The organism is Campylobacter sp. BCW_4323, assembly GCF_001763115.1.
In the GTDB taxonomy this organism is placed as follows: domain Bacteria; phylum Campylobacterota; class Campylobacteria; order Campylobacterales; family Campylobacteraceae; genus Campylobacter_D; species Campylobacter_D jejuni.
Window position 1 is genome coordinate 57,679 of the sequence record NZ_MJYC01000039.1, and the last position, 20,689, is coordinate 78,367.

At 30.8% G+C, this 20,689-nt stretch carries 20 protein-coding genes; 11 read left to right on the forward strand and 9 right to left on the reverse strand.

Going from position 1 to position 20,689, the window contains the following annotated elements; all coding sequences use genetic code 11:
- Window positions 1-2: 2 nt before the first annotated feature.
- The 3 genes from motB to polA are packed head-to-tail and all read right to left on the reverse strand — an operon-like array spanning window position 3 to window position 4,181.
- A complete protein-coding gene (gene motB / locus AJN60_RS02875) occupies window positions 3-746 on the reverse strand; it encodes a flagellar motor protein MotB (RefSeq protein ID WP_002861111.1) in 744 nt (247 codons plus the stop codon).
- Window positions 747-748: 2 nt separating this feature from the next.
- Window positions 749-1,525, reverse strand: a complete 777-nt coding sequence (gene motA, locus AJN60_RS02880) for a flagellar motor stator protein MotA (RefSeq protein WP_002854170.1) — start codon at window positions 1,523-1,525, stop codon at window positions 749-751.
- A 16-nt stretch (window positions 1,526-1,541) separates the two neighbouring features.
- The gene (polA, locus tag AJN60_RS02885) at window positions 1,542-4,181 is read right to left on the reverse strand and encodes a DNA polymerase I (protein ID WP_070243299.1); all 2,640 of its coding nucleotides are present in this window, start codon (window positions 4,179-4,181) and stop codon (window positions 1,542-1,544) included.
- Between the two features lie 161 nt (window positions 4,182-4,342).
- On the opposite strand from polA, the gene AJN60_RS02890 reads away from it, so the two are divergent.
- Together AJN60_RS02890 and AJN60_RS02895 are read left to right on the forward strand one after the other, a co-directional pair.
- Complete coding sequence (locus tag AJN60_RS02890) at window positions 4,343-5,704, forward strand: MFS transporter (protein ID WP_070285847.1); 1,362 nt, start codon at window positions 4,343-4,345, stop codon at window positions 5,702-5,704.
- On the forward strand, window positions 5,701-6,708 hold the full coding sequence (locus tag AJN60_RS02895; protein ID WP_052858517.1) for a nucleoside hydrolase: 1,008 nt from the start codon (window positions 5,701-5,703) through the stop codon (window positions 6,706-6,708). The genes AJN60_RS02890 and AJN60_RS02895 overlap by 4 nt, the downstream gene beginning before the upstream one ends.
- Here the strand turns inward: AJN60_RS02895 and AJN60_RS02900 are convergent.
- The 3 genes from AJN60_RS02900 to AJN60_RS02910 form a co-directional block, all read right to left on the reverse strand.
- On the reverse strand, window positions 6,664-7,107 hold the full coding sequence (locus AJN60_RS02900) for a YqaA family protein (protein ID WP_044305785.1): 444 nt from the start codon (window positions 7,105-7,107) through the stop codon (window positions 6,664-6,666). The two genes, AJN60_RS02895 and AJN60_RS02900, sit on opposite strands and share 45 nt — an antisense overlap.
- 4 nt (window positions 7,108-7,111) lie before the next feature.
- Window positions 7,112-9,937: an excinuclease ABC subunit UvrA gene (uvrA, locus tag AJN60_RS02905; protein WP_070285848.1), complete on the reverse strand. Its 2,826-nt coding sequence runs from the start codon at window positions 9,935-9,937 to the stop codon at window positions 7,112-7,114.
- A gap of 73 nt (window positions 9,938-10,010) precedes the next feature.
- Window positions 10,011-10,796 (reverse strand): sulfite exporter TauE/SafE family protein, encoded by a 786-nt coding sequence (locus AJN60_RS02910; RefSeq protein WP_070243295.1) that lies wholly within the window; start codon window positions 10,794-10,796, stop codon window positions 10,011-10,013.
- 122 nt (window positions 10,797-10,918) lie between these two features.
- Here AJN60_RS02910 and AJN60_RS02915 point away from each other — a divergent pair, with 122 nt between their 5' ends.
- The 9 genes from AJN60_RS02915 to AJN60_RS02955 all read left to right on the forward strand — a co-directional run bounded on the left by AJN60_RS02915 (window position 10,919) and on the right by AJN60_RS02955 (window position 18,165).
- Window positions 10,919-11,044 (forward strand): hypothetical protein, encoded by a 126-nt coding sequence (locus tag AJN60_RS02915; RefSeq protein ID WP_002854718.1) that lies wholly within the window; start codon window positions 10,919-10,921, stop codon window positions 11,042-11,044.
- A 170-nt stretch (window positions 11,045-11,214) separates the two neighbouring features.
- Window positions 11,215-12,465 (forward strand): anthranilate synthase component I family protein, encoded by a 1,251-nt coding sequence (locus AJN60_RS02920; protein WP_070285849.1) that lies wholly within the window; start codon window positions 11,215-11,217, stop codon window positions 12,463-12,465.
- The gene (gene trpD, locus AJN60_RS02925) at window positions 12,462-14,063 is read left to right on the forward strand and encodes an anthranilate phosphoribosyltransferase (RefSeq protein ID WP_070285850.1); all 1,602 of its coding nucleotides are present in this window, start codon (window positions 12,462-12,464) and stop codon (window positions 14,061-14,063) included. The genes AJN60_RS02920 and trpD overlap by 4 nt, the downstream gene beginning before the upstream one ends.
- A complete protein-coding gene (locus AJN60_RS02930; RefSeq protein ID WP_002861117.1) occupies window positions 14,050-14,649 on the forward strand; it encodes a phosphoribosylanthranilate isomerase in 600 nt (199 codons plus the stop codon). Before trpD ends, AJN60_RS02930 begins: the two co-directional genes overlap by 14 nt.
- The gene (trpB, locus tag AJN60_RS02935; protein WP_070285851.1) at window positions 14,646-15,824 is read left to right on the forward strand and encodes a tryptophan synthase subunit beta; all 1,179 of its coding nucleotides are present in this window, start codon (window positions 14,646-14,648) and stop codon (window positions 15,822-15,824) included. The genes AJN60_RS02930 and trpB overlap by 4 nt, the downstream gene beginning before the upstream one ends.
- The gene (gene trpA / locus AJN60_RS02940; protein WP_070285852.1) at window positions 15,817-16,566 is read left to right on the forward strand and encodes a tryptophan synthase subunit alpha; all 750 of its coding nucleotides are present in this window, start codon (window positions 15,817-15,819) and stop codon (window positions 16,564-16,566) included. The genes trpB and trpA overlap by 8 nt, the downstream gene beginning before the upstream one ends.
- 70 nt (window positions 16,567-16,636) lie before the next feature.
- Window positions 16,637-17,059, forward strand: coding sequence for a chemotaxis protein CheX (locus tag AJN60_RS02945; protein WP_002892835.1), 423 nt, complete (start codon window positions 16,637-16,639; stop codon window positions 17,057-17,059).
- On the forward strand, window positions 17,059-17,367 hold the full coding sequence (gene fliN / locus AJN60_RS02950; RefSeq protein WP_002824739.1) for a flagellar motor switch protein FliN: 309 nt from the start codon (window positions 17,059-17,061) through the stop codon (window positions 17,365-17,367). Before AJN60_RS02945 ends, fliN begins: the two co-directional genes overlap by 1 nt.
- On the forward strand, window positions 17,368-18,165 hold the full coding sequence (locus tag AJN60_RS02955) for a hypothetical protein (protein WP_002861120.1): 798 nt from the start codon (window positions 17,368-17,370) through the stop codon (window positions 18,163-18,165).
- Here AJN60_RS02955 and AJN60_RS02960 read toward each other — a convergent pair.
- The 3 genes from AJN60_RS02960 to hsrA form a co-directional block, all read right to left on the reverse strand.
- Window positions 18,162-19,622, reverse strand: a complete 1,461-nt coding sequence (locus AJN60_RS02960; RefSeq protein WP_053872664.1) for a Ppx/GppA phosphatase family protein — start codon at window positions 19,620-19,622, stop codon at window positions 18,162-18,164. The genes AJN60_RS02955 and AJN60_RS02960 overlap by 4 nt on opposite strands.
- The gene (locus AJN60_RS02965) at window positions 19,622-19,867 is read right to left on the reverse strand and encodes a YfhL family 4Fe-4S dicluster ferredoxin (RefSeq protein ID WP_002854647.1); all 246 of its coding nucleotides are present in this window, start codon (window positions 19,865-19,867) and stop codon (window positions 19,622-19,624) included. Before AJN60_RS02965 ends, AJN60_RS02960 begins: the two co-directional genes overlap by 1 nt.
- Before the next feature lie 112 nt (window positions 19,868-19,979).
- A complete protein-coding gene (hsrA, locus tag AJN60_RS02970) occupies window positions 19,980-20,651 on the reverse strand; it encodes a homeostatic response regulator transcription factor HsrA (protein WP_002857553.1) in 672 nt (223 codons plus the stop codon).
- Between the last annotated feature and the right edge of the window lie 38 nt (window positions 20,652-20,689).

The following is a 20,689-nucleotide window of genomic DNA, read 5'->3' on the forward strand; positions in this document are numbered from 1 at the left end:
TTTTAAGGTGTTTTAGTTCCTATTTTATTGATAAGTTCAAGAACAGATTTTTGAGTGCTTGTATCTGCTGTATCGACTTTAAAATATATTTCTACTCTATTATTTTCTAAGGCTTGCGGATTTCCATTGATGGGATTATTAAGCCCGTAGCTTTTAATGCTAATATTTTTCAAATTTGCTCCACCTTCTATAAAATATTTTAATACATTTTCTGCTCTTTGGTAGGCGAGTTCATAACTTCTTATAATAGAGTCGCTATTGTCTGTATAGCCTCTAATTTCTATTTTTGCTTGAGGTGGCAAATATGTTGTTAGTTCAGCCATACGTTTTAAATAATCTTGTATATCAGCTGAAACGATTTGAGCGCTACCTCTTTCAAATTCAACTTTGGATGGAAGGTTAAGAGCAACCTGATTGTCGCTTTGATCTAGAGCCGCTTGAAGACGTTTGATGGTTTCTTGCTGTGTCATAGTCATTTGTTTTAACGATTTGAGTTCATCACTTTCTTCTTTTGCTGCACCCTTATATTTTTCTTGGGTTTTGCTCTCTTCTTTGACTGTTTGAGTAGAGGTATAATCAAAGATTTTAACAAATTCGGTTTTTAAAGCCTCTACTTTAGCAGGATTTGTTTTAGAAATTGCCCAAAGAGCAATAAAAAGCGCCAAAAGCAAACTTAGAAAGTCTGCATAAGGTACAGCCCATTTTTCACCTGCAGGACATTCTGGACATTTATGTTTCTTGGCCATTTTTAACCTTTGTCAAATTGTGAAATTTTTGGATCATCGTGACTTAAGAAATTAAAAAGCTTAGCTTCCAAATCTCTAGGATTCGCACCTTCTGCAATTCCTTTTATGGCTTCAGTGATGACAATTTGCTCTTTTACAAGATCCATTCCATTAGCTTTCATTTTTCTTCCCCAAGGTGCAAAAAGCGCATAAGCACCAAAAATCCCAGTAACCGTAGCTGTAAAAGCACCTGAAATACCCGCTGCCATTGCTTGAGGATTGTCTAGTAATTTAAGAGCTAGAATAAGACCAAAAACCGCTCCAACAAGTCCCATGGTAGGGCAAGTTTCTCCAAATACTATCCAATATTCTGCACATTCTTTATAATGCTCTTCAAGTTGTTCGGTTTGTATTTCCATGCTTTCGTGAATTTCTTCAAAGCTTTTACCATCTACAAGCATCATCATAGCATTTTTTAAAAATTCATTTTCAATCTCATTGGTTCTTGATTCTAATGCTAAAAGCCCATCTCTTCTTGCAATAATGGCAAATTCTATTAACTGGGCTATCCTTTCAGGTAGATTTACTCCAGAACCTTTAAAGACAACTTTGAGTTCTTTATAAGCTGCTTTTACGATTTTTTTATGTGTAGAAGTCATTGCACAAAATGCAGCCGTTGGCATAACTATAAGAAAGGAAGAAAGATGTACAACATGTAAAGGATTACCACCTTCTAGTATATCTCCTACTGAAATACTAGTAACTGCAAGCACCATTCCCAGTATGGTTGAAAGATCCATATAAATATCTCCTTGATTATTTTAAATCGCCCCAATTTTTGGCAATACTTGAGCTTGTTTTTAATTTTACTTTTAATTTTACTATATTTTCCATAATATCTCTAGTTTTTTTTACAAAATTTTCACATAAATCATCTTTTACTTCAAAAATTAATTCATCATGAATTTGTAAAATAAGCTTTTTGTCTTCATTTAATTCTTTATCGATTTCTAACATAGCAAGTTTAATTACATCTGCTGCTGAGCCTTGTAAGATTGAATTAATACTTTCTCTTTCATACATGGCAATTTGCATAGGTTTTGCATTTTCAAAATCAAAATAACGCTTGCGACTGTTTAAAGTAGTGATAAAACCATTTTGTTTAGCTTCGTTTTTAACTGTTTCAAAATATTTTTTAATGCTAGTAAAATTTTCAAAATATTTTTCTATATAAGATTTGGCTAAATGAGCTTCTATTTTTAAATTTTGACTTAAAGTTTTATAGCCCATGCCATAAATAAGTCCAAAATTTATACTTTTTGCAACACTTCTGGTTTCATAATTGCTTTCTCCAAAAATCATTATAGCTGTTCTTGCATGTATATCTTCATCGTTAGCAAAAGCATTTAAAAGTTTTTCATCTTCGCTAAAATGTGCAAGCATTCTCAGTTCGATTTGAGAATAATCAAGAGAGATAAAACTAAATCCATCTTTAGCTACAAAGCAAGATTTATAATCTTTTGCGTATTGTCCGTGTGCAGGAATATTTTGCAAATTTGGATCTTTAGATGAAAGGCGACCCGTTGCAGTTCCAGTTTGTAAAAAACTTGAGTAAATGCGTGAATTTTCATCTTTTAACGCTAGTTTTAACAAAGGTTCGCAATAAGTGGAATAAAGTTTGGCAAGTTCTCTATAATCTAAAATTTTGGCAATTACAGGATGTTTATCTAAAAGTGCATTTAAAACTTTTTCATCGGTAGAATATCCTGTTTTTCCTTTTTTTCCACTTGGAAGTTTAAGTTTTTCAAAAAGTATATCACCTACTTGTTTAGGTGAGTTTAGGTTAAATCTATCCTCACAAAGAGTATAAATTTCTTCACTTAAATTTTTGATTTCATTTTCAAATTTTTTCATAAGGGCTTCAAGTGCATTTGTATCAAGCTTTATGCCATTTTCTTCCATCATCATAATGATTTTAATGAAATTAAATTCACAGTTTTTAGCAAGTTCTAATAAAGGAGTTTCAAGATTTTTTAAAAAATAAAGATAAAATCTTAACGTGATATAAGCATCTTCTGCGGCGTATTTGCAAGCTTTTTCAAGTTCTACACTTGCAAAATTTTCTCCTTTTTTAACAAGGCTTTCAAAATGTAAGGTTTCATAATTAAAAAGTCTTAAGGCTAAATCATCCATATTTACTCTTAAAGAAGGATTTTTAAGCCATGCTAAAATCATTGTATCTGCGTATTTTTGAGGTAAATTTAATCCAAAATTGTTTTGAATGATTTTAAAATCATATTTGAGATTGTGTCCTATAACAAAATGATTAAAGATTAGCTCTATAGCTTTTTTGGCACTTTGCAATGAAATTTGCTCACCTACTCCAAGATAGTTATGAGTTAAAGGCACATAAAAGGCTTCGTTTTCGCTCATGCAAAAACTAAAACCAACAATTTTTGCTTCTTTTGTATCAAGTCCTGTGGTTTCGGTATCAAAAGCAATAATACTTTCTTTATCAAGGGTATTTAAAATTTCAAAAAGTTTGTTTTCATCTTGTATTAAAGTGGCTTTAAAACCTAAATTTTTATCTTTATTATCAGGATTTTGACGCAGTTTTTTAAGTAAAGTATTAAGTTCGTAATGTTCTAAAATTTCAAGTATTTTTAAAAGAGGTTCTTCATTAGGATAAGTTGCTTTTTCTATAAGATCTTGCACTTCTAAATTTTCATATAAAGAAGCTAGTTTTTTGCTTAAAAATGCATTTTCCTTACCCTCTAAAAGCAAGTTACGACTTCTTTCATTGCGTATTAGAGTTAAATTTCCATAAATTCCTTCTATGCTACCAAATTCATCAAGTAAGGTTTTAGCCCCTTTTGCACCTATACCTTTAACGCCTGGAATATTATCAGAACTATCTCCGCAAAGAGCTAAAAAATCTCTGATTTGATGAGGTTTTACTCCGTATTTTTCTAAACACGCTGCTTCATCATAGTCGTTTTTAGAAATAGGGCTATAAATGCTCGTTTTGCCATCTTTTATGAGCTGATAAAGATCTTTATCTTGAGTGATAATGCGTACAAAAATATCCCTATCTTCACAAGTTTTTACAAAAGAAGCGATGATATCATCGGCTTCATAACCTTCCCTAGAAACGCTTATAAAACCCATTTTTTCTATCATCTCTATGCAAATTGGAATTTGTTCTAGAAGTTCAGGTGGTGGTGGAGTGCGATTTTGTTTATAGTTTGGATCAATTTCGCTACGAAAAGTTTTTCCTTTGGAGTCTAATGCAAAAACAATATAATCACTTTTATGTTCATTTTTTAAGCTATAAATAAAATTTGCAAAACCGCTAATCATTCCACTAGCTTGTCCTTGTGAATTTTTAAAACCTTTTAATGCGTAGTAAAGTCTGAAAAAAAATCCAAAAGTATCGATAATAGTTAAAGTTTTCATAATAATTTCTTCTTTTGATAAAATATATTTTTAAGTTGTATTATTTCAAAATTTTGCTTAAAATGTCTACAATTTAAGATCTTTAAGCAAAAACACTGCAATTTTTAGCCATAATTACAAATTATTTATAAAAAAATATATTAAAATATAAGGATAATGTAATGACAAATCAGCAAATTGATGGAATTGCGGATAAGAATTTTAACACACCTGAAGGTAGGAAAGTTTTTAAAAAGGCAGTTTTTTCTTGCTGGTTGGGAACTGCTATGGAATATGCAGATTTTGCACTTTATGGTTTAGCAGCTGCAACAATTTTTTCAGAAGTGTTTTTTCCTGAGCAAACTCCAGTAATTGCACTTTTGCTTAGTTTTGTAACTTATGGCATAGGTTTTATTGCAAGACCTATTGGGGCTTTGTTTTTTGGCTATTTAGGCGATAAACATGGAAGAAAAAATGTTATGATGGCTACAATAGCTTTAATGGGAATTTCAACTACTCTTATAGGTTTTATTCCAAGCTATGCAGTGATTGGTGTTTGGGCGCCTATTTGTTTGGTTATATTACGTTTTATGCAGGGTTTTGGTGCAGGAGCTGAACTTTCAGGTGGAACAGTTATGCTAGGAGAATATGCTCCTAGCAAGAGAAGAGGGCTTGTTTCTTCTGTGATTGCCTTAGGATCAAATAGCGGAACTTTGCTTGCGTCTTTTGTATGGCTTTTGATGGTACAAATGGATGAAGCAAGTTTTAAAGAATGGGGTTGGAGAGTTCCTTTTATGGGAAGTATTTTAATCGCTCTTTTTGCTGTATATATTCGTTTTTATGTCAAAGAAACCCCTGTTTTTGAAAAGCAAAAAAATGAAATGATGAGATTGCGTCTTAATAACGAAAAGCATATGAAAAAAGATGAAAGAAGTTTTTGGCAAAGAAGTCGTGCTTTTTGGACTATGGTGGGTTTAAGAATAGGCGAAAATGGACCTTCTTATCTTGCGCAAGGTTTTATTGTAGGTTATGTGACTAAAATTTTACTTTTAGACAAATCAGTTGCCACTACAGCGGTAATGATAGCTTCATTGGTAGGATTTTTAGTTATTCCTTTGGCAGGTTATTTAAGTGATAGATTTGGAAGACGTATTACTTATAGAATGTTTTGTTTACTTTTGATGATTTATGCTTTTCCTGCTTTTATGCTTTTAGATAGTAAAAATGAAATTATTGTGATTTTAACTATTATTGTAGGTATGTCTTTAGCATCTTTAGGGATTTTTGGTGTACAAGCGGCTTGGGGTGTAGAACTTTTTGGGGTAAAAAACCGTTATACAAAAATGGCTTTTGCTAAGGAGCTAGGTTCTATTCTTTCAGGAGGAACAGCGCCTATGGTGGCTTCTGCTTTGCTTGCGTATTATGGCACTTGGTGGCCTATCGCAACGTATTTTGTATTAACTGCAGGTATAGGTTTTGTGACTACATTTTTTGCGCCAGAAACTAGAGGCAGGGATTTAAATAAAATAGAAGATGCGATATGAGACTTATCTTAGACACGGATATAGGCAATGCTATTGCAGGAGCAAATACCGATGATGGTTTAGCGCTTGCTTTGATTTTGGCATCTAAAGAAATCAAACTTGAAATGCTAAGCACAGTTTGCGGTAATGTTCCAAGCCTTGTTGCCTATAGCGTGGCTAAGGATTTATTTAAACGTTTAAATTTAAATATCCCCGTTTATTTAGGAGCGAATGAAGCCTTAAAAGAACCAAGTAAAGCTTGGCGTCAAAGACTTGATGAAAGTGTAAAAAATTTTAAACTCGAATATCTTTGGGAAAATACAAAAAGTCCTGAAATTTTAGAAAATATAAATCCTGATGCGATTTTTAAAATGGGTGAGTTGGTGGGTAAAAATCCTAAAGAAATTTCTATTTGTGCGATAGGACCTTTGACAAATATCGCTATGGCTATGAAAATTTTTAAAGATTTTGATATAAATCTTAAAGAGCTTTTTATTATGGGCGGTAGTTTTGATATGCCTTATTACACTAAAGATACAAATTTTGGTTTCGATCCTGAGGCGGCTAGTATAGTGTTAAATTCAAGAGCTAAAATTACACTCGTACCTTATAATGCAACCATGCAGACTTTATTGACTCATGAGGATTTAAAAGAGTTGCAAGCTAAGAATATTTTATGCGATTTTATCGTTGAAACTTTAGGTGTTTGGATTGATTATGCCTCTAAAACACGTGGTACAAAGGGAACTTGGATACATGACGCTTTAACGATAGCTTACGCATTAGATTCTAGTATTGCAGATTTTGATGAGTGTTATGCTGATGTTATTTGCGATAGTTCTTTGGCAAGAGGTATGAGTTGGCGTTGTTTTAAAGAACCAAAAATGAGTATGGGGGTGGATTTAAGCACTAAAAATTGTGTTAAAATTTTAAAAAATGTTAATAATGCAAAGCTTTTAGAGTTGATAAAAATGAGGCTTTTAAAAGGAGTTTGCTATGAAAATTATGAAAGCATAACGACTTAATTTTCCAAGTAAGATAAAAAATATAGTTTTTAAAAAAGAATATTTTGCAAAACCAAGTCCCAAGGCAAAAAGATCTCCTACTAAAGGCAAAAAAGTAAAAAAAGCAAATATACTTCCAAATTTAGCAAAATTAGCATTGAAATTTTCTAATTTTTTCAAGGATTTGCTAAAGTATTTTTCTAAAATTTTTTCTTTTCCAAAATACGCTAAAGCATAAGTACTTAAACTTCCTAAGGTATTACCCAAAGTGGCTACGATAAGTACCAAATTTGGATTAAAATCAAGTTTTATAAAGCCTAAAACAAAGGCTTCACTTGCTAAGGGTAATAGTGTGCTTGAAAGAAAACACACTATAAAAAGTCCCAAATAGCTAATATCATTATATAAAAAATCAAACATAAAATTATGATTTTTGTGTATTTTTAAGCTCTAAGTCTAGATAATATCCTGTGTAAGAACGGTTTTTTTTGTGTTCTTTGGCGACTTTTTCCACGCTTCCTGTGCTTATAACCTTGCCTCCTTTAACTCCGCCTTCAGGCCCCATATCGATAATATAATCAGCATTTTTAATCACATCTAAATTATGTTCTATTACAAAAACCGAATTTTTAAGATCAACCAAATGTTGTAAAACTAAGATGAGTTTATTAACATCTTCAAAATGCAGTCCTGTTGTAGGTTCATCAAGTATATAAAGAGTTTTTCCTGTATCACTACGGCTTAGTTCTTTAGCAAGTTTGATTCTTTGCGCTTCACCTCCACTTAAGGTGGTGGCATTTTGTCCTAGAGTTAGATAATCTAAACCCACTTTTACTAGAGTGTCTAATTTTTGTTTGATTTTAGGAACGGCTGTAAAAAATTCACTCGCTTCTAAAACACTCATATTTAAAATTTCACTGATATTTTTACCCTTATATTTGATTTCTAGCGTGGCATCATTGTAGCGTTTGCCCCTGCAAGTATCACAAACTACCATAACATCAGGTAAAAAATGCATTTCTATTTTGATTTCTCCATCTCCGCTACATTTTTCACATCTTCCACCTTTGACATTAAAAGAAAAGCGTCCTGCTTTATAACCACGCATTTTGGCTTCTTTAGTGGCAGCAAAAAGATTTCTGATTTCATCCATAGCGCCTGTATAGGTGGCAGGATTTGATCGTGGTGTGCGTCCAATTGGGCTTTGATCAAGATAAATGACTTTATCAAGTTTTTCAAGTCCTTCTATTTGCACTCCACCAAGTTTTTTAACTTTTTTCGCACGGTTTAATTCCTCTTGTGCAAAAGGAAGTAGGGTTTGAAGTATCAAAGAGCTTTTTCCAGAACCTGAAACTCCTGTTATAGCGACTAAATTTTGCAAAGGAAATTTTACGCTTAAATCTTGGATATTGTTAATATTTACATTTTTAAGCTCTAGCCATTCTTTTTGCTCTCTATTTTGAAGTTGTGAAATTTGTTTTTTACCATTCATATAAAGTGCAGTTTCGCTTTTGCTTTTTAAAAGTTCTTTATAAGTTCCACTAAATACAACCTCACCTCCAAATTTTCCTGCTTTTGGACCAATATCTACAATAAAATCTGCTTCTTCTATGGTCATTTTATCATGCTCTACGACAATTAGGGTATTGCCCTTTTGTTGTAAATTTCTTAAAGTTTTAATCAGTTTTGCAGTATCTCTTTCATGAAGTCCTATGCTAGGCTCATCTAAGACATACATCACTCCGCTTAAACCACTGCCAATTTGTGAAGCTATGCGGATTCTTTGTGCTTCACCCCCACTAATCGTTCTTGCATCGCGCCCTAAAGAAAGATAACCTAGCCCCACATCATACAAGAAAAACAATCTTTCGTTGATTTCTTTTAGGATAGGTTTAGAAATAATTTTTTGTTGCTCGCTTAAATAAGAAAAATTTTTCTCATCTGCAAAAAAGGCCGTGCTATCTTCTATGCTCATATCTAAAATTTCACCCAAGCCTTTTTTGGCTACTTTCACGGCTAAACTTTCGGGTTTTAAACGATGCCCACCGCAGTCTTTGCAAATTTTTTCACTCATATATTCGGCTAAATCTTTTTCATCTTTTAGCATTTCATAAGCCATTTTAACCACGCCTTCAAAAGTGCGTTTTAGACGATTTCTTTTCCAAAGAAATTCTATAGTTTTGGCATTACCATACAATACAAGACGTTTTTGTTCTTCGCTTAATTGCATAAAAGGTATTTTGATAGGAATTTCATTTTGTTCGCAAAAGGCGATTAGGAATTTATAATAATAACTTTTATTAAAACCATACATGATTTTAACAGCACCGTTTTCGAGACTTAAATTTTCATCGATGATTTTTTTCATATCTAAAGTATAACGAATTCCAAGTCCATCGCAAGCTTCACATGCTCCTTTTGGAGAATTAAAAGAAAAGCTTAAAGGCTCGAGTGGAACAAAAGAAATTTTACAATCAAAACAAGCGCAGTGTTCGCTAAAATGATAGTGTTTATTAAGGTTTATTTCCTCATGATTTAAAACTTCTATTTCTATTTCTCCAAAGCTTTCTTGTAAGCCTTTTTCTATATCGCTTGCAAGACGAGAAAGTAAATCTTCTTGAATTTCAAGCCTATCTATGATAAGTTTAATGGTGTGTTTTTTGGTTTTAGCCAGTTCAATTTCTTCATCAAGCCTTACTAAAACTCCATCAATTTGAGCTCTTACATAGCCTTTGTTGCGTAAATTTTCAAGTAAATCTGAATAAGTTCCTTTTTTTTCTCGTATGAGTGGAGCGTAGATAATGATTTTTGCACCTTTTGGAAATTTTAAAATTTCACTGACTATATCACTTACGCTCATAGATGAGATTTTTTGTCCACATTGATGACAATGTTGAATGCCAACTCTTGCATATAAAAGTCTTAGATAATCATAAATTTCAGTGATGGTTCCTACAGTAGAGCGTGGATTTTTAGAAGTAGTTTTTTGATCTATAGCAATGGCTGGAGTTAAACCTTCGATTTTATCGACATCAGGTTTGCCTACCTTATCTAAAAATTGTCTGGCATAAGCACTTAAACTTTCTATATAACGGCGTTGTCCTTCAGCATAAAGAGTGCCAAAAGCAAGGGTTGATTTTCCACTTCCACTCAGTCCTGTAAAAACAATGAGTTTGTTTTTGGGAATTTCAAGGTGGATATTTTTTAGGTTATTTTCTCTTGCACCAATGATTTTGATGGTATCGTTCATAGTCTTTCCTAAACATTAAAATAAATTTAAGATTTTAGCATAATAATATTAAAAGAACTTGGATAAATCCAAGTTAAAAATTTATAAGATTTAGCTTATTAAGCAAAGAGTGGGTGGTTCCAAGTATTGATAAGGCATATACGCAAAGTAAAATTTTTCTATGAGCTGAAATATGCATTTTTTCTATGATTTTAATTCCTATAAAAACTCCAACCATAGAAGCTATACCTACTAGTATTCCTTTATGAATAACTTCAGAGTCTATAACTCCAGAATTTGAAAAAGATATAATACCAGAGACTGAAGCAAAAATAACAAAAAACAAGGATAAGGAAACAACTTTTTTACTATCATAGCCTAAAAAATAAGCTAAAATTGGAGCAATTAAAAGTCCACCACCAATTCCCAAAGAAATAGCAAAAATACCAGTAAAAGCTCCAGCAATAAATAAAATGATATTCTTTACCCAAACGCTTCTTTGAATTTGCATAATGTTTTCTTTAATTCCAAAAGCATATTTGATAAAAAATATACAACTTACCGCCAAAAATACGCTAGTAAGAGCTACATCGCTTAAAGCTTTTAAAAGCATTCCGCTAAAGCTTGCCCCTATGAGCCCTCCAAAACCTATCATAACACCATCTTTAAGATTTAGATTTTTTTTCTTATAATTAATATAAGAGCCAAAAACTGCTGCAAAAATCATTTGCAATACTGAAATTCCGATAGCATGGTGAGCGCTTGCTCCAAGTGCGAACATAGAAGGAACGATAATCATACCTCCACCAATGCCAAAAAGTCCAGAAGCAATACCTGAAATGATTCCTATGATTAGATAAGGTAAATCTGTGATTTCCATAGCTTTTCCTAAAAAATATTAAATATTTCAAATACGGAATAATTTTATCTTATTAAGCTAAGTATTATCTTAGTTTTTTAAAACAATAGAATATTTTTTTGGTAACTTTAAGCATCGTAAAAATGTTTCAAAATATTATAAAATATAAAGATTTTATAATATTTATTTTAAATTTAAAGCAAAATTTATATTTATTGATTAAAATTAACTTAGACTTTAAAAATTTTCATAAAAGTCTTAATTTTTGAAATATTTTATAAGAAAGGTAAAAGATGAGTGAAAATGATTTTTTTGGTAATTCTTTGATTTTAAAACTTACACACACTCTTCGCTCTTGGCGTTTCTAAACTTCTTTTTATCTAAATTTTTTCTTTAGTATTATTTTTATTTATTTTATTTTTTTAAAAAAAGGCCTATTATGTTTGTTAAAAATGTAAATTTTTATTACAGACAAATCCTTGAAAAATTTGAAAATTCTTATTTTGCAGAGGATTTGACTAAGGTAATTGTAGGGATTGATTGTGATTATTTAGATGCTAATGAATTATCATTTAGCGAGTTTAAGGCAAAATATTATGAAGCTTTAAGTAAGAATAAAATTTGCGACTTTGCTGGATTTTTTGGAGTTTTTAGTGCGAATTTTGTATCTTTGTTTGAGAAAATTCCACTTTCTTCTAAGAAAAATTATGATTTTCCTTTATTTTTATTTGCCAATGCTAAAGCTTATTTGATTTATGAGAAAAATAGTAAGATGTTTTTTAAATTTGGCGCTTCAAAATATTTTGAATATTTAAAAGATGATATTGAACCAATTAAAAAGAAACAAAAAAATGCTTTTGAAATTTTAAATTCTTTAGAAGATGAAAAAAATGATTTTTTAAAAATGTGTGAAAAAGCTAAAGAATATCTTTTAAGTGGAGATATTTTTCAAGTGGTCTTAAGTAAGCAACTTTGTATCAAGCATCAAGTAAATGCTTTTGATTATTATGAGAGTTTAAGTGCTTTAAATCCAAGCGCTTATATGTATTATTTTCCAAGTAAATATGGTGTTGTTTTGGGTTCTTCTCCAGAGTTTTTATTGAAAATTAAAAAAAGAGAGATTTATTTAGCCCCTATTGCTGGAACTAGAAATTTGGAAAATAACTGTGATCTTTTAGCTTTAGAAAAAGATCTTTTAAGTGATGAAAAAGAACTTAGTGAACATAAGATGCTTGTAGATTTAGCAAGAAATGATGCTTCTAAATTTGGCGCTCAAACAAGAGTGGAAAATCTTTTTTCTATTATTAAAAATAAATTTGTAATGCACATAGTGAGTGAAGTGTATGCCAATATGAAAGAAGATGCGAGTATTTTCGATGTGATTGAAGCAGTTTTTCCAGCGGGAACTTTAAGCGGAGCTCCTAAAATAAGAGCTTTAGAGATCATTAGTGAGCTTGAAGATTGCGATCGTGGAATTTATGGTGGTGCGGTAGGATTTTTAAATTTTAACGAAGACATAACTTTAGCGATTTTAATTCGTTGCGCTTTTTTTACTCAAGATAAGGCTTATTTGGCAAGTGGGGCGGGTATTGTTTTGCAAAGTGAGAGTCAAAAAGAATATGCAGAAATTTGTGCTAAACGCAAGGCGCTTTTGGTAGCTTTTGAAAATTTAAAAAAGGAAAATCAATGATACTTTTAATTGATAATTATGATTCTTTTGTTTTTAATGTCAAAAGCATGTTAGAGCAACTCAGCAATGATGAAATTTTAGTAAGAAGAAATGATGAAATTTCTCTGAGTGAAATTAAAAATTTAAATCCTACTCATATTATTTTAAGTCCTGGTCCAAAGCATCCAAGTCAAAGTGGGATTTGTCTTGAAATTTTTAAAGCAAGGCTTAATATCCCTGTTTTGGGCATTTGTTTAGGACATCAAGCTTTAGCTTTAGCTTTTGATTCTTTAGTGGTTAAGATGCAAGAGCCTATGCATGCAAAAAATTCTTTGATAAAACAATGCAAGGAAAATGAATTATTTTCTAATTTGCCTTCAAATTTTAGCGTGATGCGTTATCATTCTTTAGAGGTTAAACAGCTTAGTGATGAGCTTGAAATTTTAGCCCTTGATGAAAAGGGTGTGATTATGGCTTTGGGACATAAAAATTTACCTTATTATGGTGTGCAATTTCATCCTGAAAGCTATTTTAGTGAATATGGCTTACAGCTTTTTTCTAATTTTTTAAAACAAGATATAAAAAAATCACAAAAACAAGAAAATCCTTTAAGTTTTTATTTGCAAAAAATGAGTGAAAATCATTTTTTACAAAGCGATGATTTTGAGCAAATTTGTAAGATTATTATGTCTAAAGATTATGAAATTTTGCAAGTGGTGGCTTTGTTGATTTTAATCACGGAAAAGTCTTTAAACGAAAAATCTTTAAGTGCTTTTGTAAGACAAATTTTAAGATATTCTCAAACTTTTAGTGATGAGAGTGAGATGATTGATATTTGTGGAACGGGTGGAGATGGTTTTAAAAGTATCAATGTTTCTACGACTAGTGCTTTTATTTTAGCAGCTTTAGGAGTAAAAGTAGCCAAACACGGAAATCGTGCCATTTCAAGTTATAGTGGAAGTACAGATGTGTTAGAAGCTTTAAATATACCTACTCCAAATACTTTAGAATTAGCTTTAAAACAACTAAACAATCAAGGGCTTAGTTTTTTACATGCTCCATTTTTCCATCCTTTAGTAGGAGAACTTAAAGAGATTAGATCAAGGCTTGGAGTAAGAACGGTTTTTAATGTTTTAGGTCCTTTATTGCACCCTAATTTAAAGTTAAAATATCAACTTATGGGAAATTATCACGCACCTGTGCATAGGCTTTTGATAGAGGTTTTAAAAAATTTAGGACGCAAAAAAGCTTTAGTGGTAAGAGGAAATGATGGTATGGATGAGCTTAGTATTTGCGATGAAAGTAAAATTTATGAGCTTTGTGAAGGAGAAATTTTAGAGTATTCTATCTGTCCTGAACAATTTGGTTTTAAAAGAGCTTTTCATAGTGAAATCATAGGGTCTAGTGCATATGAAAACGCTAAGGATTTAAAAGATATTTTAAGTGGTAAAATGCAAGGGGCAAAATTTGATTTAGTAGTTTTAAATGCTATGTTTGCACTTTATACAGCCAATAAAGCAAGTTCGCCTTTAGTGGCTAAAGATATGATTTTAGAAGCCATTTATTCAGGTAAAGTTATAGGGTATTTTAAGGAGTATCAAGCTTATGCTAAAGCTTAAAATTTGTGGCATTAAAGATGAAAAAAATGCTAAAGATTTAGCTTTTTTAAATATTGATTTTTTTGGACTTATTTTTGCTAAAAGTCCAAGAAGAGTGAGTTTAAATCAAGCAAGAAATTTAAGTGCAATTTTTCATGAGAAAGATAAAAAAGTTGTTGGTGTTTTTGTAGATGAAAATTTGGAACAAATTTTAAGATGTATTAAAGAAGTTAAGCTTGATGGGATGCAAATTTATCGCACTATTACCAAAGAAGAATTTAAAATTTTAAAGGTGCAAAATGTTTTTGTTTGGCAGGTGATAAGTGTGGAAAATAGTTTAGATTTAAAAAGTGAAATTTTTGCTGATTTAGTGCTTTTTGATGCTAAGGGAATTTTAAAGGGCGGTAATGGAATAAGTTTTAATTGGACTTTATTAAGTTCTTATACTAAAGATTTTGCATTAGCTGGAGGCATAGGTTTGGATAATATTCATAAGGCTGTAAAAACAGGAGCTAAAATTTTAGATCTTAATTCAAAACTTGAAGATGAAAAAGGCTTAAAAGATATCAACAAAATAAAACAAATTTTAAAGGAGCTGAAAAAATGAAAAAAGCGTATTGTGGGGATTTTGGTGGGCAGTTTTTGCCTGAAAGTGCAATGTTTGCTTTAAATGAGCTAGAAAGTGCTTTTTTGAAATTTTCTAAAGATAAACTCTTTAAAAAAGAATTAAACGATCTTTTAAAAACTTATGTGGGGCGTCCTACTCCGCTTTATTTTGCTAGAAATTTAAGCAAAAAATATCAGCATGAAATTTATTTAAAACGCGAGGATTTAAATCATACTGGAGCACATAAAATCAATAATGCCATCGCTCAAGCCCTTTTAGCAAAAAAAATGGGAAAGAAAAAAATCATAGCAGAAACAGGAGCAGGTCAACACGGGCTTGCAACAGCCACTGCAGCAGCACTTTTAGGACTTGAATGTGAAATTTATATGGGGGTAACCGATGTGCAAAGACAGGCTTTAAATGTTTATAAAATGGAGCTTTTGGGTGCTAAAATTCATGCAGTACAAAGTGGGCTTAAAACTCTAAAAGAAGCTACTACTGCAGCTATTCAAGCTTGGGTTGGAGATATTAAAAATATTTTTTATGTGGTTGGAAGTGCGGTAGGTCCTTATCCTTATCCTAAAATGGTAACCCATTTTCAAAGCATTATAGGAAAAGAATGCAAAATGCAACTTCAAAAACTCAATAAAAAAGTAGATTATATTATCGCAGCTGTTGGGGGTGGAAGCAATGCAGCTGGGATTTTTTATGATTTTATCAAAGATGAAAATGTTAAACTTATAGGTATTGAAGCAGGGGGGCTTGGCATTGATACGCCTTATCATGCAGCGACTTTAAATAAGGGAAAAACAGGCATTATTCACGGTATGAAAACCAAGGTTTTACAAGATGATTTAGGCAATATCTTGCCTGTACATAGTGTTTCTGCAGGGCTTGATTATCCAGGAATTGGGCCTTTGCATGCTTTTTTATTTGAAAGTAAAAGAGCGCAATATCATGCTATAAGTGATGAAGAATGTATGCAAGCTTTAAAATTACTTTGCAAAGAAGAAGGTATTATTGCAGCGATTGAAAGTTCGCATGCTTTAGCGTTTTTAGAAAAACTTTGTCCAACTTTAAAAAAGAAAAGCGTGATAGTAGTAAATCTTTCAGGCAGGGGAGATAAAGATATGCAAATGATTAGAGATTATAAAAAAGGGGTGATTTATGGTTGATTTTAGAAAATTTTATAAAGAAAATGCAAATGTGGCTTATACGGTTTTAGGTTATCCAAATCTTCAAACAAGTGAAGCTTTTTTGCAAAGATTAGATCAAAGCCCTATTGATATTTTAGAACTTGGTGTTGCTTATAGTGATCCTATTGCCGATGGTGAGATTATTGCAGATGCGGCAAAAATAGCTCTTAATCAAGGCGTGGATATTCATAGTGTTTTTGAGCTTTTAGCTAGGATAAAAACTAAAAAAGCTTTGGTTTTTATGGTTTATTATAATTTAATTTTTTCTTATGGCTTGGAAAAATTTGTGAAAAAAGCAAAATCTTTAGGGATTTGTGCTTTGATTGTGCCTGAATTGAGTTTTGAAGAAAGTGATGATTTAATTAAAGAGTGTGAAAGATATAATATAGCTTTAATCACACTTGTAAGCGTTACAACGTCTAAAGAAAGGGTTAAAAAATTAGTAAAACATGCTAAAGGTTTTATTTATTTATTAGCAAGCATAGGTATTACAGGTACGAAAAGTGTCGAAGAAGCAATCTTGCAAGATAAAGTAAAAGAAATCAGATTTTTTACAAATTTGCCTATTTTTGTAGGTTTTGGCATTCAAAATAATCAAGATGTAAAAAGAATGAGAAAAGTTGCTGATGGAGTGATTGTGGGAACTAGCATAGTAAAGTGTTTTAAACAAGGAAATTTGGATATAATAATGAAAGATATTGAAGAAATTTTCAAAAAATAAAATTTTAAAACATATTTTTATTTTATATTTACTATAATTTTAAATTAAGTTTTTTATAAAGGTGGTAGCTATGTTAAAAATTCTTGAGTATTCCATCACTCATTTTTGCGAGCATATCTTAAGACTTCGCATTGAAGCAGCTCAAGATATAAGCGGTGAACTTTATGGAGCGAGTATTCCTATCATGGGCAAAAGCGAAGGAGAATGTAATTTTTATTTATTTTTTCCAAAAGAATTTTTAAAAAAAATTGCAGAAATTTTAATTAATGATGAAAAATTTAAAGAAGATGACTGGTGCGATTTAACTAAAGAATGCACCAATCAGATTATAGGTTATGCTAAAAATTTGTTAAATGATGCCAAGGGTGATGACGAGTATAAACTCGGAATTCCGGAATATTTAGGAAAAGTTGATTTTTCTGAAATAGTTCTAGATGAAGCTTTAACTTATAAATTTGAAAATTGTTATTTTAGAATAGGATATTGCAAATAATGAGCGATGATATAGAGTTTAATATTCATCATGGGCTTTTACAATCTTATGAAGATATCTTAGATATTACAGTAGATTTTGTAAGCGAGCTTGGAACTACAAATATGAGTGTAGCGGAGCTTTTAAAACTTGAAGTAGGCTCGGTTATTGATCTTGAAAAGCCTGCTGGAGAAAGCGTTGAGCTTTATATCAATAAAAGAATTTTTGGCAAAGGCGAGGTTATGGTTTATGAAAAAAATCTCGCTATAAGAATTAATGAAATTTTGGATTCTAAGACTGTGCTTCAATACTTTAAAAAAGAAATTTAAATGAGATTGCTAGTATTATTTTTTTTAATTTTACCTTTATATAGTGTTGAGTTGATTGGTTATAATATCTACGATAGAAATGACCGAGTAGATTTAATGCTTTCTTTTGATAATACTTATAATGGCAAGATTTCTCAAAAAAAAGAAAAAAATTTAACTCTTTTAACTTTTAGTGATTTAACGTATTCTAAAGATGAATTAAAAGAACTTAACTCTCAACTTGTAGATAAAATTAGTATTAGTTCTAAAAATAATAATACCTATATTATGCTACAAAATAAACAAAATATTAATTTAGAACTTAGCTCTATCAATGATAAATTTGGAGTAAGAATACGAGCTATAGAGCAAGGGAAAGCAAATATCGAATCTGTACCTACAACTACTGCGAATAATTCTCAAGAATTAATGCCTAAACCAAAAAGTACAAGTTTAGAAGGGTATGATTATACAAATTATATCTTGGTAATGCTGATTTTAGTTATTTTGTTAATAGTGCTTTGGTGGTTTAAAAAGACTATGGTTTATAAAAATAACAATGTTTCTAGAGATTTTACTATGATTTTCCAAAGATTTTTAGATAAAAATAATCAACTTGTTGTTTTTGATCACGCTAATAAACGTTATACAATGATAATAGGTAATTCCAATGTGCTTTTAGAAAGTGTTGAAATTCCAGAGGAACAAATAATAAAACATACAGAAAAAACAGAGAAAAATTTTGATTCTTTTTTTGAAGAGAATAAAAAAAGAATTCAAAATCTTATAGAGCAGCGTCAAAAAGGTAAAAAATCTTAAATTTTTTGATTGATTGCTAATGCTATGGTAGCTGGTTTTGCAATTTTTTTGAGCTCATCTTTGGGTAAATTAAGAATTTTGTTTTCTTGATATATATAAAGAGTATTGTTTGCAAAAGCAAAATCAATCTTATTTTCATTTGTGCTTAAAGTTTTAGCTAGGCACAAAATAAAATTAAGCCATGAAATGGTATGAATATTGGGTAAAAGTTGTTTATAGGGTTCAAGATTATAAGGATTAACTTTTTTTCCATTAAGCTTAATAATGCTAGCAATTAAAGCTTTTTCTTTATGTGAAAATCCATAATTTAATCCACCTAGTACAAAATGAGCAGAGTGTTCATTAGCAAAATAGAAATTTAAATATTCTCCAATATGGCATAATTTAGCAGCATTTAGTAAAGTATGCTTATAGTTATCATTAAGTTTATGAAGATTTTTAAGGGTTGTAAAAATTTGCAGAGCAAAATGTGGAGTTTTATTTTTTTGTTTTGATTGTAAAAATTTATCTTGTAAACATTTTAAACTGGGATTGAAATTTGGTGGAAAAGTGATTTTAGGACGAAGCAAATCTTGTAAATAAACTCCTTCTCTGATTCCAACCCCACTCGTGATAACTTGTTTGGCTTTTATTTTTTCCGCAATCTTTAAAAAAATAAATATACCCTCTTTAATGGTATCAAAACGATCCTTTTTTATGCCAAAATTGATTAAAGAGTCTAAGTTTGAATTAAAAATTTTTAAAATATGTCCTTTTTCTTCATCTAGCATATAGCGAAAATCATGTAAATTTTTCAGTGGATAGGAATTTTTTTGCATAATGGAATTAGATATTGCTCTTAAGCTTCCACCTATTGCAATAAGGTTTTGATTGCAAAATTCTTTAGGAATTTGTTCTAAAATTGGTTTTATAAATTCTTCTAAAGAATCCATTTTTCCAGTATCATAGAACAATTCTTTTAGCCTAACAGTGCCAATATCAAGAGATATGCAAGAAATAATTCTATTATTTTTTATTAAACACAATTCACTAGAACCACCACCTATGTCTAAAGTGGTTCCATCCTTAAAAGGACTTAATAAATTTAAAGCCGCAAGACCACCTAAGTAACTTTCGCTTTTTCCATCTATACAGCGTATATTTAAAGACAGATTATCTTTGATTCTTTTAATGAAATTTTTTGAATTTGGGGCATCTCTTAAGGCTGATGTGCCTACTATAAATATTTTTTTGCACTTATGCTTTAAAGCACATTGTTTGAAAAAAGCTAAGGCATCTTCGGCTCTTTGCATGGCTTCTTCTTGGAGAATTTTGCCATTATTATAAGCATTTTCTCCAAGTCTTACTTTGCGTTTGTATTCGCAAGTTGTATAAAAACCATATCTAGAAGTTTTTTCAAAAATCACCATTCTAATGGAGTTTGAGCCAAGATCAACAACGGCTGTTTTTTTTGCCATTAAAATTCTCTATCTCTATGTTTGAGTTTTAATTCTTCTATAGTTTCTACATTATCAGGATCAGGAATGATACATTCATATGGGCAAGCAACAATACAGGCAGGCTCTGAAAAATCATTAACGCACTCTGAACAAAGATCAGGGTCTATTACATAAATTGGACTATTTTCATAAATAGCTTCATCAGGACATTCTTCTCTGCAAGCATCACAACATACGCAGTCTTTTGTAATTAAAAGAGACATCATAACCTTTCAAAAATTTAAAAAATAATTTTAGTTTATACAATAACCAAACTTAAATAAAATATAAAAATAGAAATAAAGATAAATTTTTTGCACCGAAGGTGCAAAATTGTTAAGATTTTTTAGGGAAGCAGAAACGGTATCCTCTACGACGAACTGTTTCTATAGTAGATATGTTTAACGGTTTATCCATTTTTTGACGAATTTGATTGATAGCTACTTCGATAACATTTGGAGTTACTAGCTCAGGTTCTTCCCAGATGGCATCTAAAAGTTGTTCTTTGGATACAATTTGATCTGAATGTCTTGCTAAGTGCGTTAAAACTTCAAAAGGTTTTCCTTTAAGTTCTATATCTTGACCTTTATAAGTAATTTTTTCCTCATCTGGATCAATAACTAAGTCTTCAATTTTAATAACATTGGTTCCGCCAAGTCTTAGTCTTGCTTCAATTCTTGCGAGTAGAATATCAAAATCTAAAGGTTTTTTAACAAAATCATCAGCTCCAGCTTTCAAAGCTTTGATTTCTGTTTCTTTGTCTGTTTTTGAAGACATAATCATAACTGAAGTTCTTGGAGATTTATGTTTGATGGTATTAACAAGTTCTGCTCCATCTCCATCAGGTAAAGTCCAGTTTGCTAAAACTAAATCATAATGTCTAATGCCGATAAAGTATTCTCCATCTTTAAAATTTTCAGAAGAATCGGTTTGATAACCAAATTCATTAAGATTGTCTATAATTGTTTTATTTAGGCTAATCTCATCTTCTATAACTAAAATTCTCATTTGTTCTATCCTTATTAAGAAAAATTTAAAGAATTATA

Excerpts from the sequence above, each read along its gene's own strand:
- AJN60_RS02910 (WP_070243295.1), bottom strand. The coding sequence starts at position 10,796 with ATGGAAATCACAGATTTACCTTATCTAATCATAGGAATCATTTCAGGT.
- AJN60_RS02945 (WP_002892835.1), top strand. The coding sequence starts at position 16,637 with ATGTTAAAAATTCTTGAGTATTCCATCACTCATTTTTGCGAGCATATC.
- AJN60_RS02895 (WP_052858517.1), top strand. The coding sequence starts at position 5,701 with ATGAGACTTATCTTAGACACGGATATAGGCAATGCTATTGCAGGAGCA.
- fliN (WP_002824739.1), top strand. The coding sequence starts at position 17,059 with ATGAGCGATGATATAGAGTTTAATATTCATCATGGGCTTTTACAATCT.
- motA (WP_002854170.1), bottom strand. The coding sequence starts at position 1,525 with ATGGATCTTTCAACCATACTGGGAATGGTGCTTGCAGTTACTAGTATT.
- AJN60_RS02890 (WP_070285847.1), top strand. The coding sequence starts at position 4,343 with ATGACAAATCAGCAAATTGATGGAATTGCGGATAAGAATTTTAACACA.
- AJN60_RS02920 (WP_070285849.1), top strand. The coding sequence starts at position 11,215 with ATGTTTGTTAAAAATGTAAATTTTTATTACAGACAAATCCTTGAAAAA.
- AJN60_RS02915 (WP_002854718.1), top strand. The coding sequence starts at position 10,919 with ATGTTTCAAAATATTATAAAATATAAAGATTTTATAATATTTATTTTA.
- AJN60_RS02900 (WP_044305785.1), bottom strand. The coding sequence starts at position 7,107 with ATGTTTGATTTTTTATATAATGATATTAGCTATTTGGGACTTTTTATA.
- trpA (WP_070285852.1), top strand. The coding sequence starts at position 15,817 with ATGGTTGATTTTAGAAAATTTTATAAAGAAAATGCAAATGTGGCTTAT.
- trpB (WP_070285851.1), top strand. The coding sequence starts at position 14,646 with ATGAAAAAAGCGTATTGTGGGGATTTTGGTGGGCAGTTTTTGCCTGAA.
- AJN60_RS02960 (WP_053872664.1), bottom strand. The coding sequence starts at position 19,622 with ATGGCAAAAAAAACAGCCGTTGTTGATCTTGGCTCAAACTCCATTAGA.
- hsrA (WP_002857553.1), bottom strand. The coding sequence starts at position 20,651 with ATGAGAATTTTAGTTATAGAAGATGAGATTAGCCTAAATAAAACAATT.
- AJN60_RS02965 (WP_002854647.1), bottom strand. The coding sequence starts at position 19,867 with ATGTCTCTTTTAATTACAAAAGACTGCGTATGTTGTGATGCTTGCAGA.
- motB (WP_002861111.1), bottom strand. The coding sequence starts at position 746 with ATGGCCAAGAAACATAAATGTCCAGAATGTCCTGCAGGTGAAAAATGG.
- uvrA (WP_070285848.1), bottom strand. The coding sequence starts at position 9,937 with ATGAACGATACCATCAAAATCATTGGTGCAAGAGAAAATAACCTAAAA.
- AJN60_RS02930 (WP_002861117.1), top strand. The coding sequence starts at position 14,050 with ATGCTAAAGCTTAAAATTTGTGGCATTAAAGATGAAAAAAATGCTAAA.
- trpD (WP_070285850.1), top strand. The coding sequence starts at position 12,462 with ATGATACTTTTAATTGATAATTATGATTCTTTTGTTTTTAATGTCAAA.
- AJN60_RS02955 (WP_002861120.1), top strand. The coding sequence starts at position 17,368 with ATGAGATTGCTAGTATTATTTTTTTTAATTTTACCTTTATATAGTGTT.
- polA (WP_070243299.1), bottom strand. The coding sequence starts at position 4,181 with ATGAAAACTTTAACTATTATCGATACTTTTGGATTTTTTTTCAGACTT.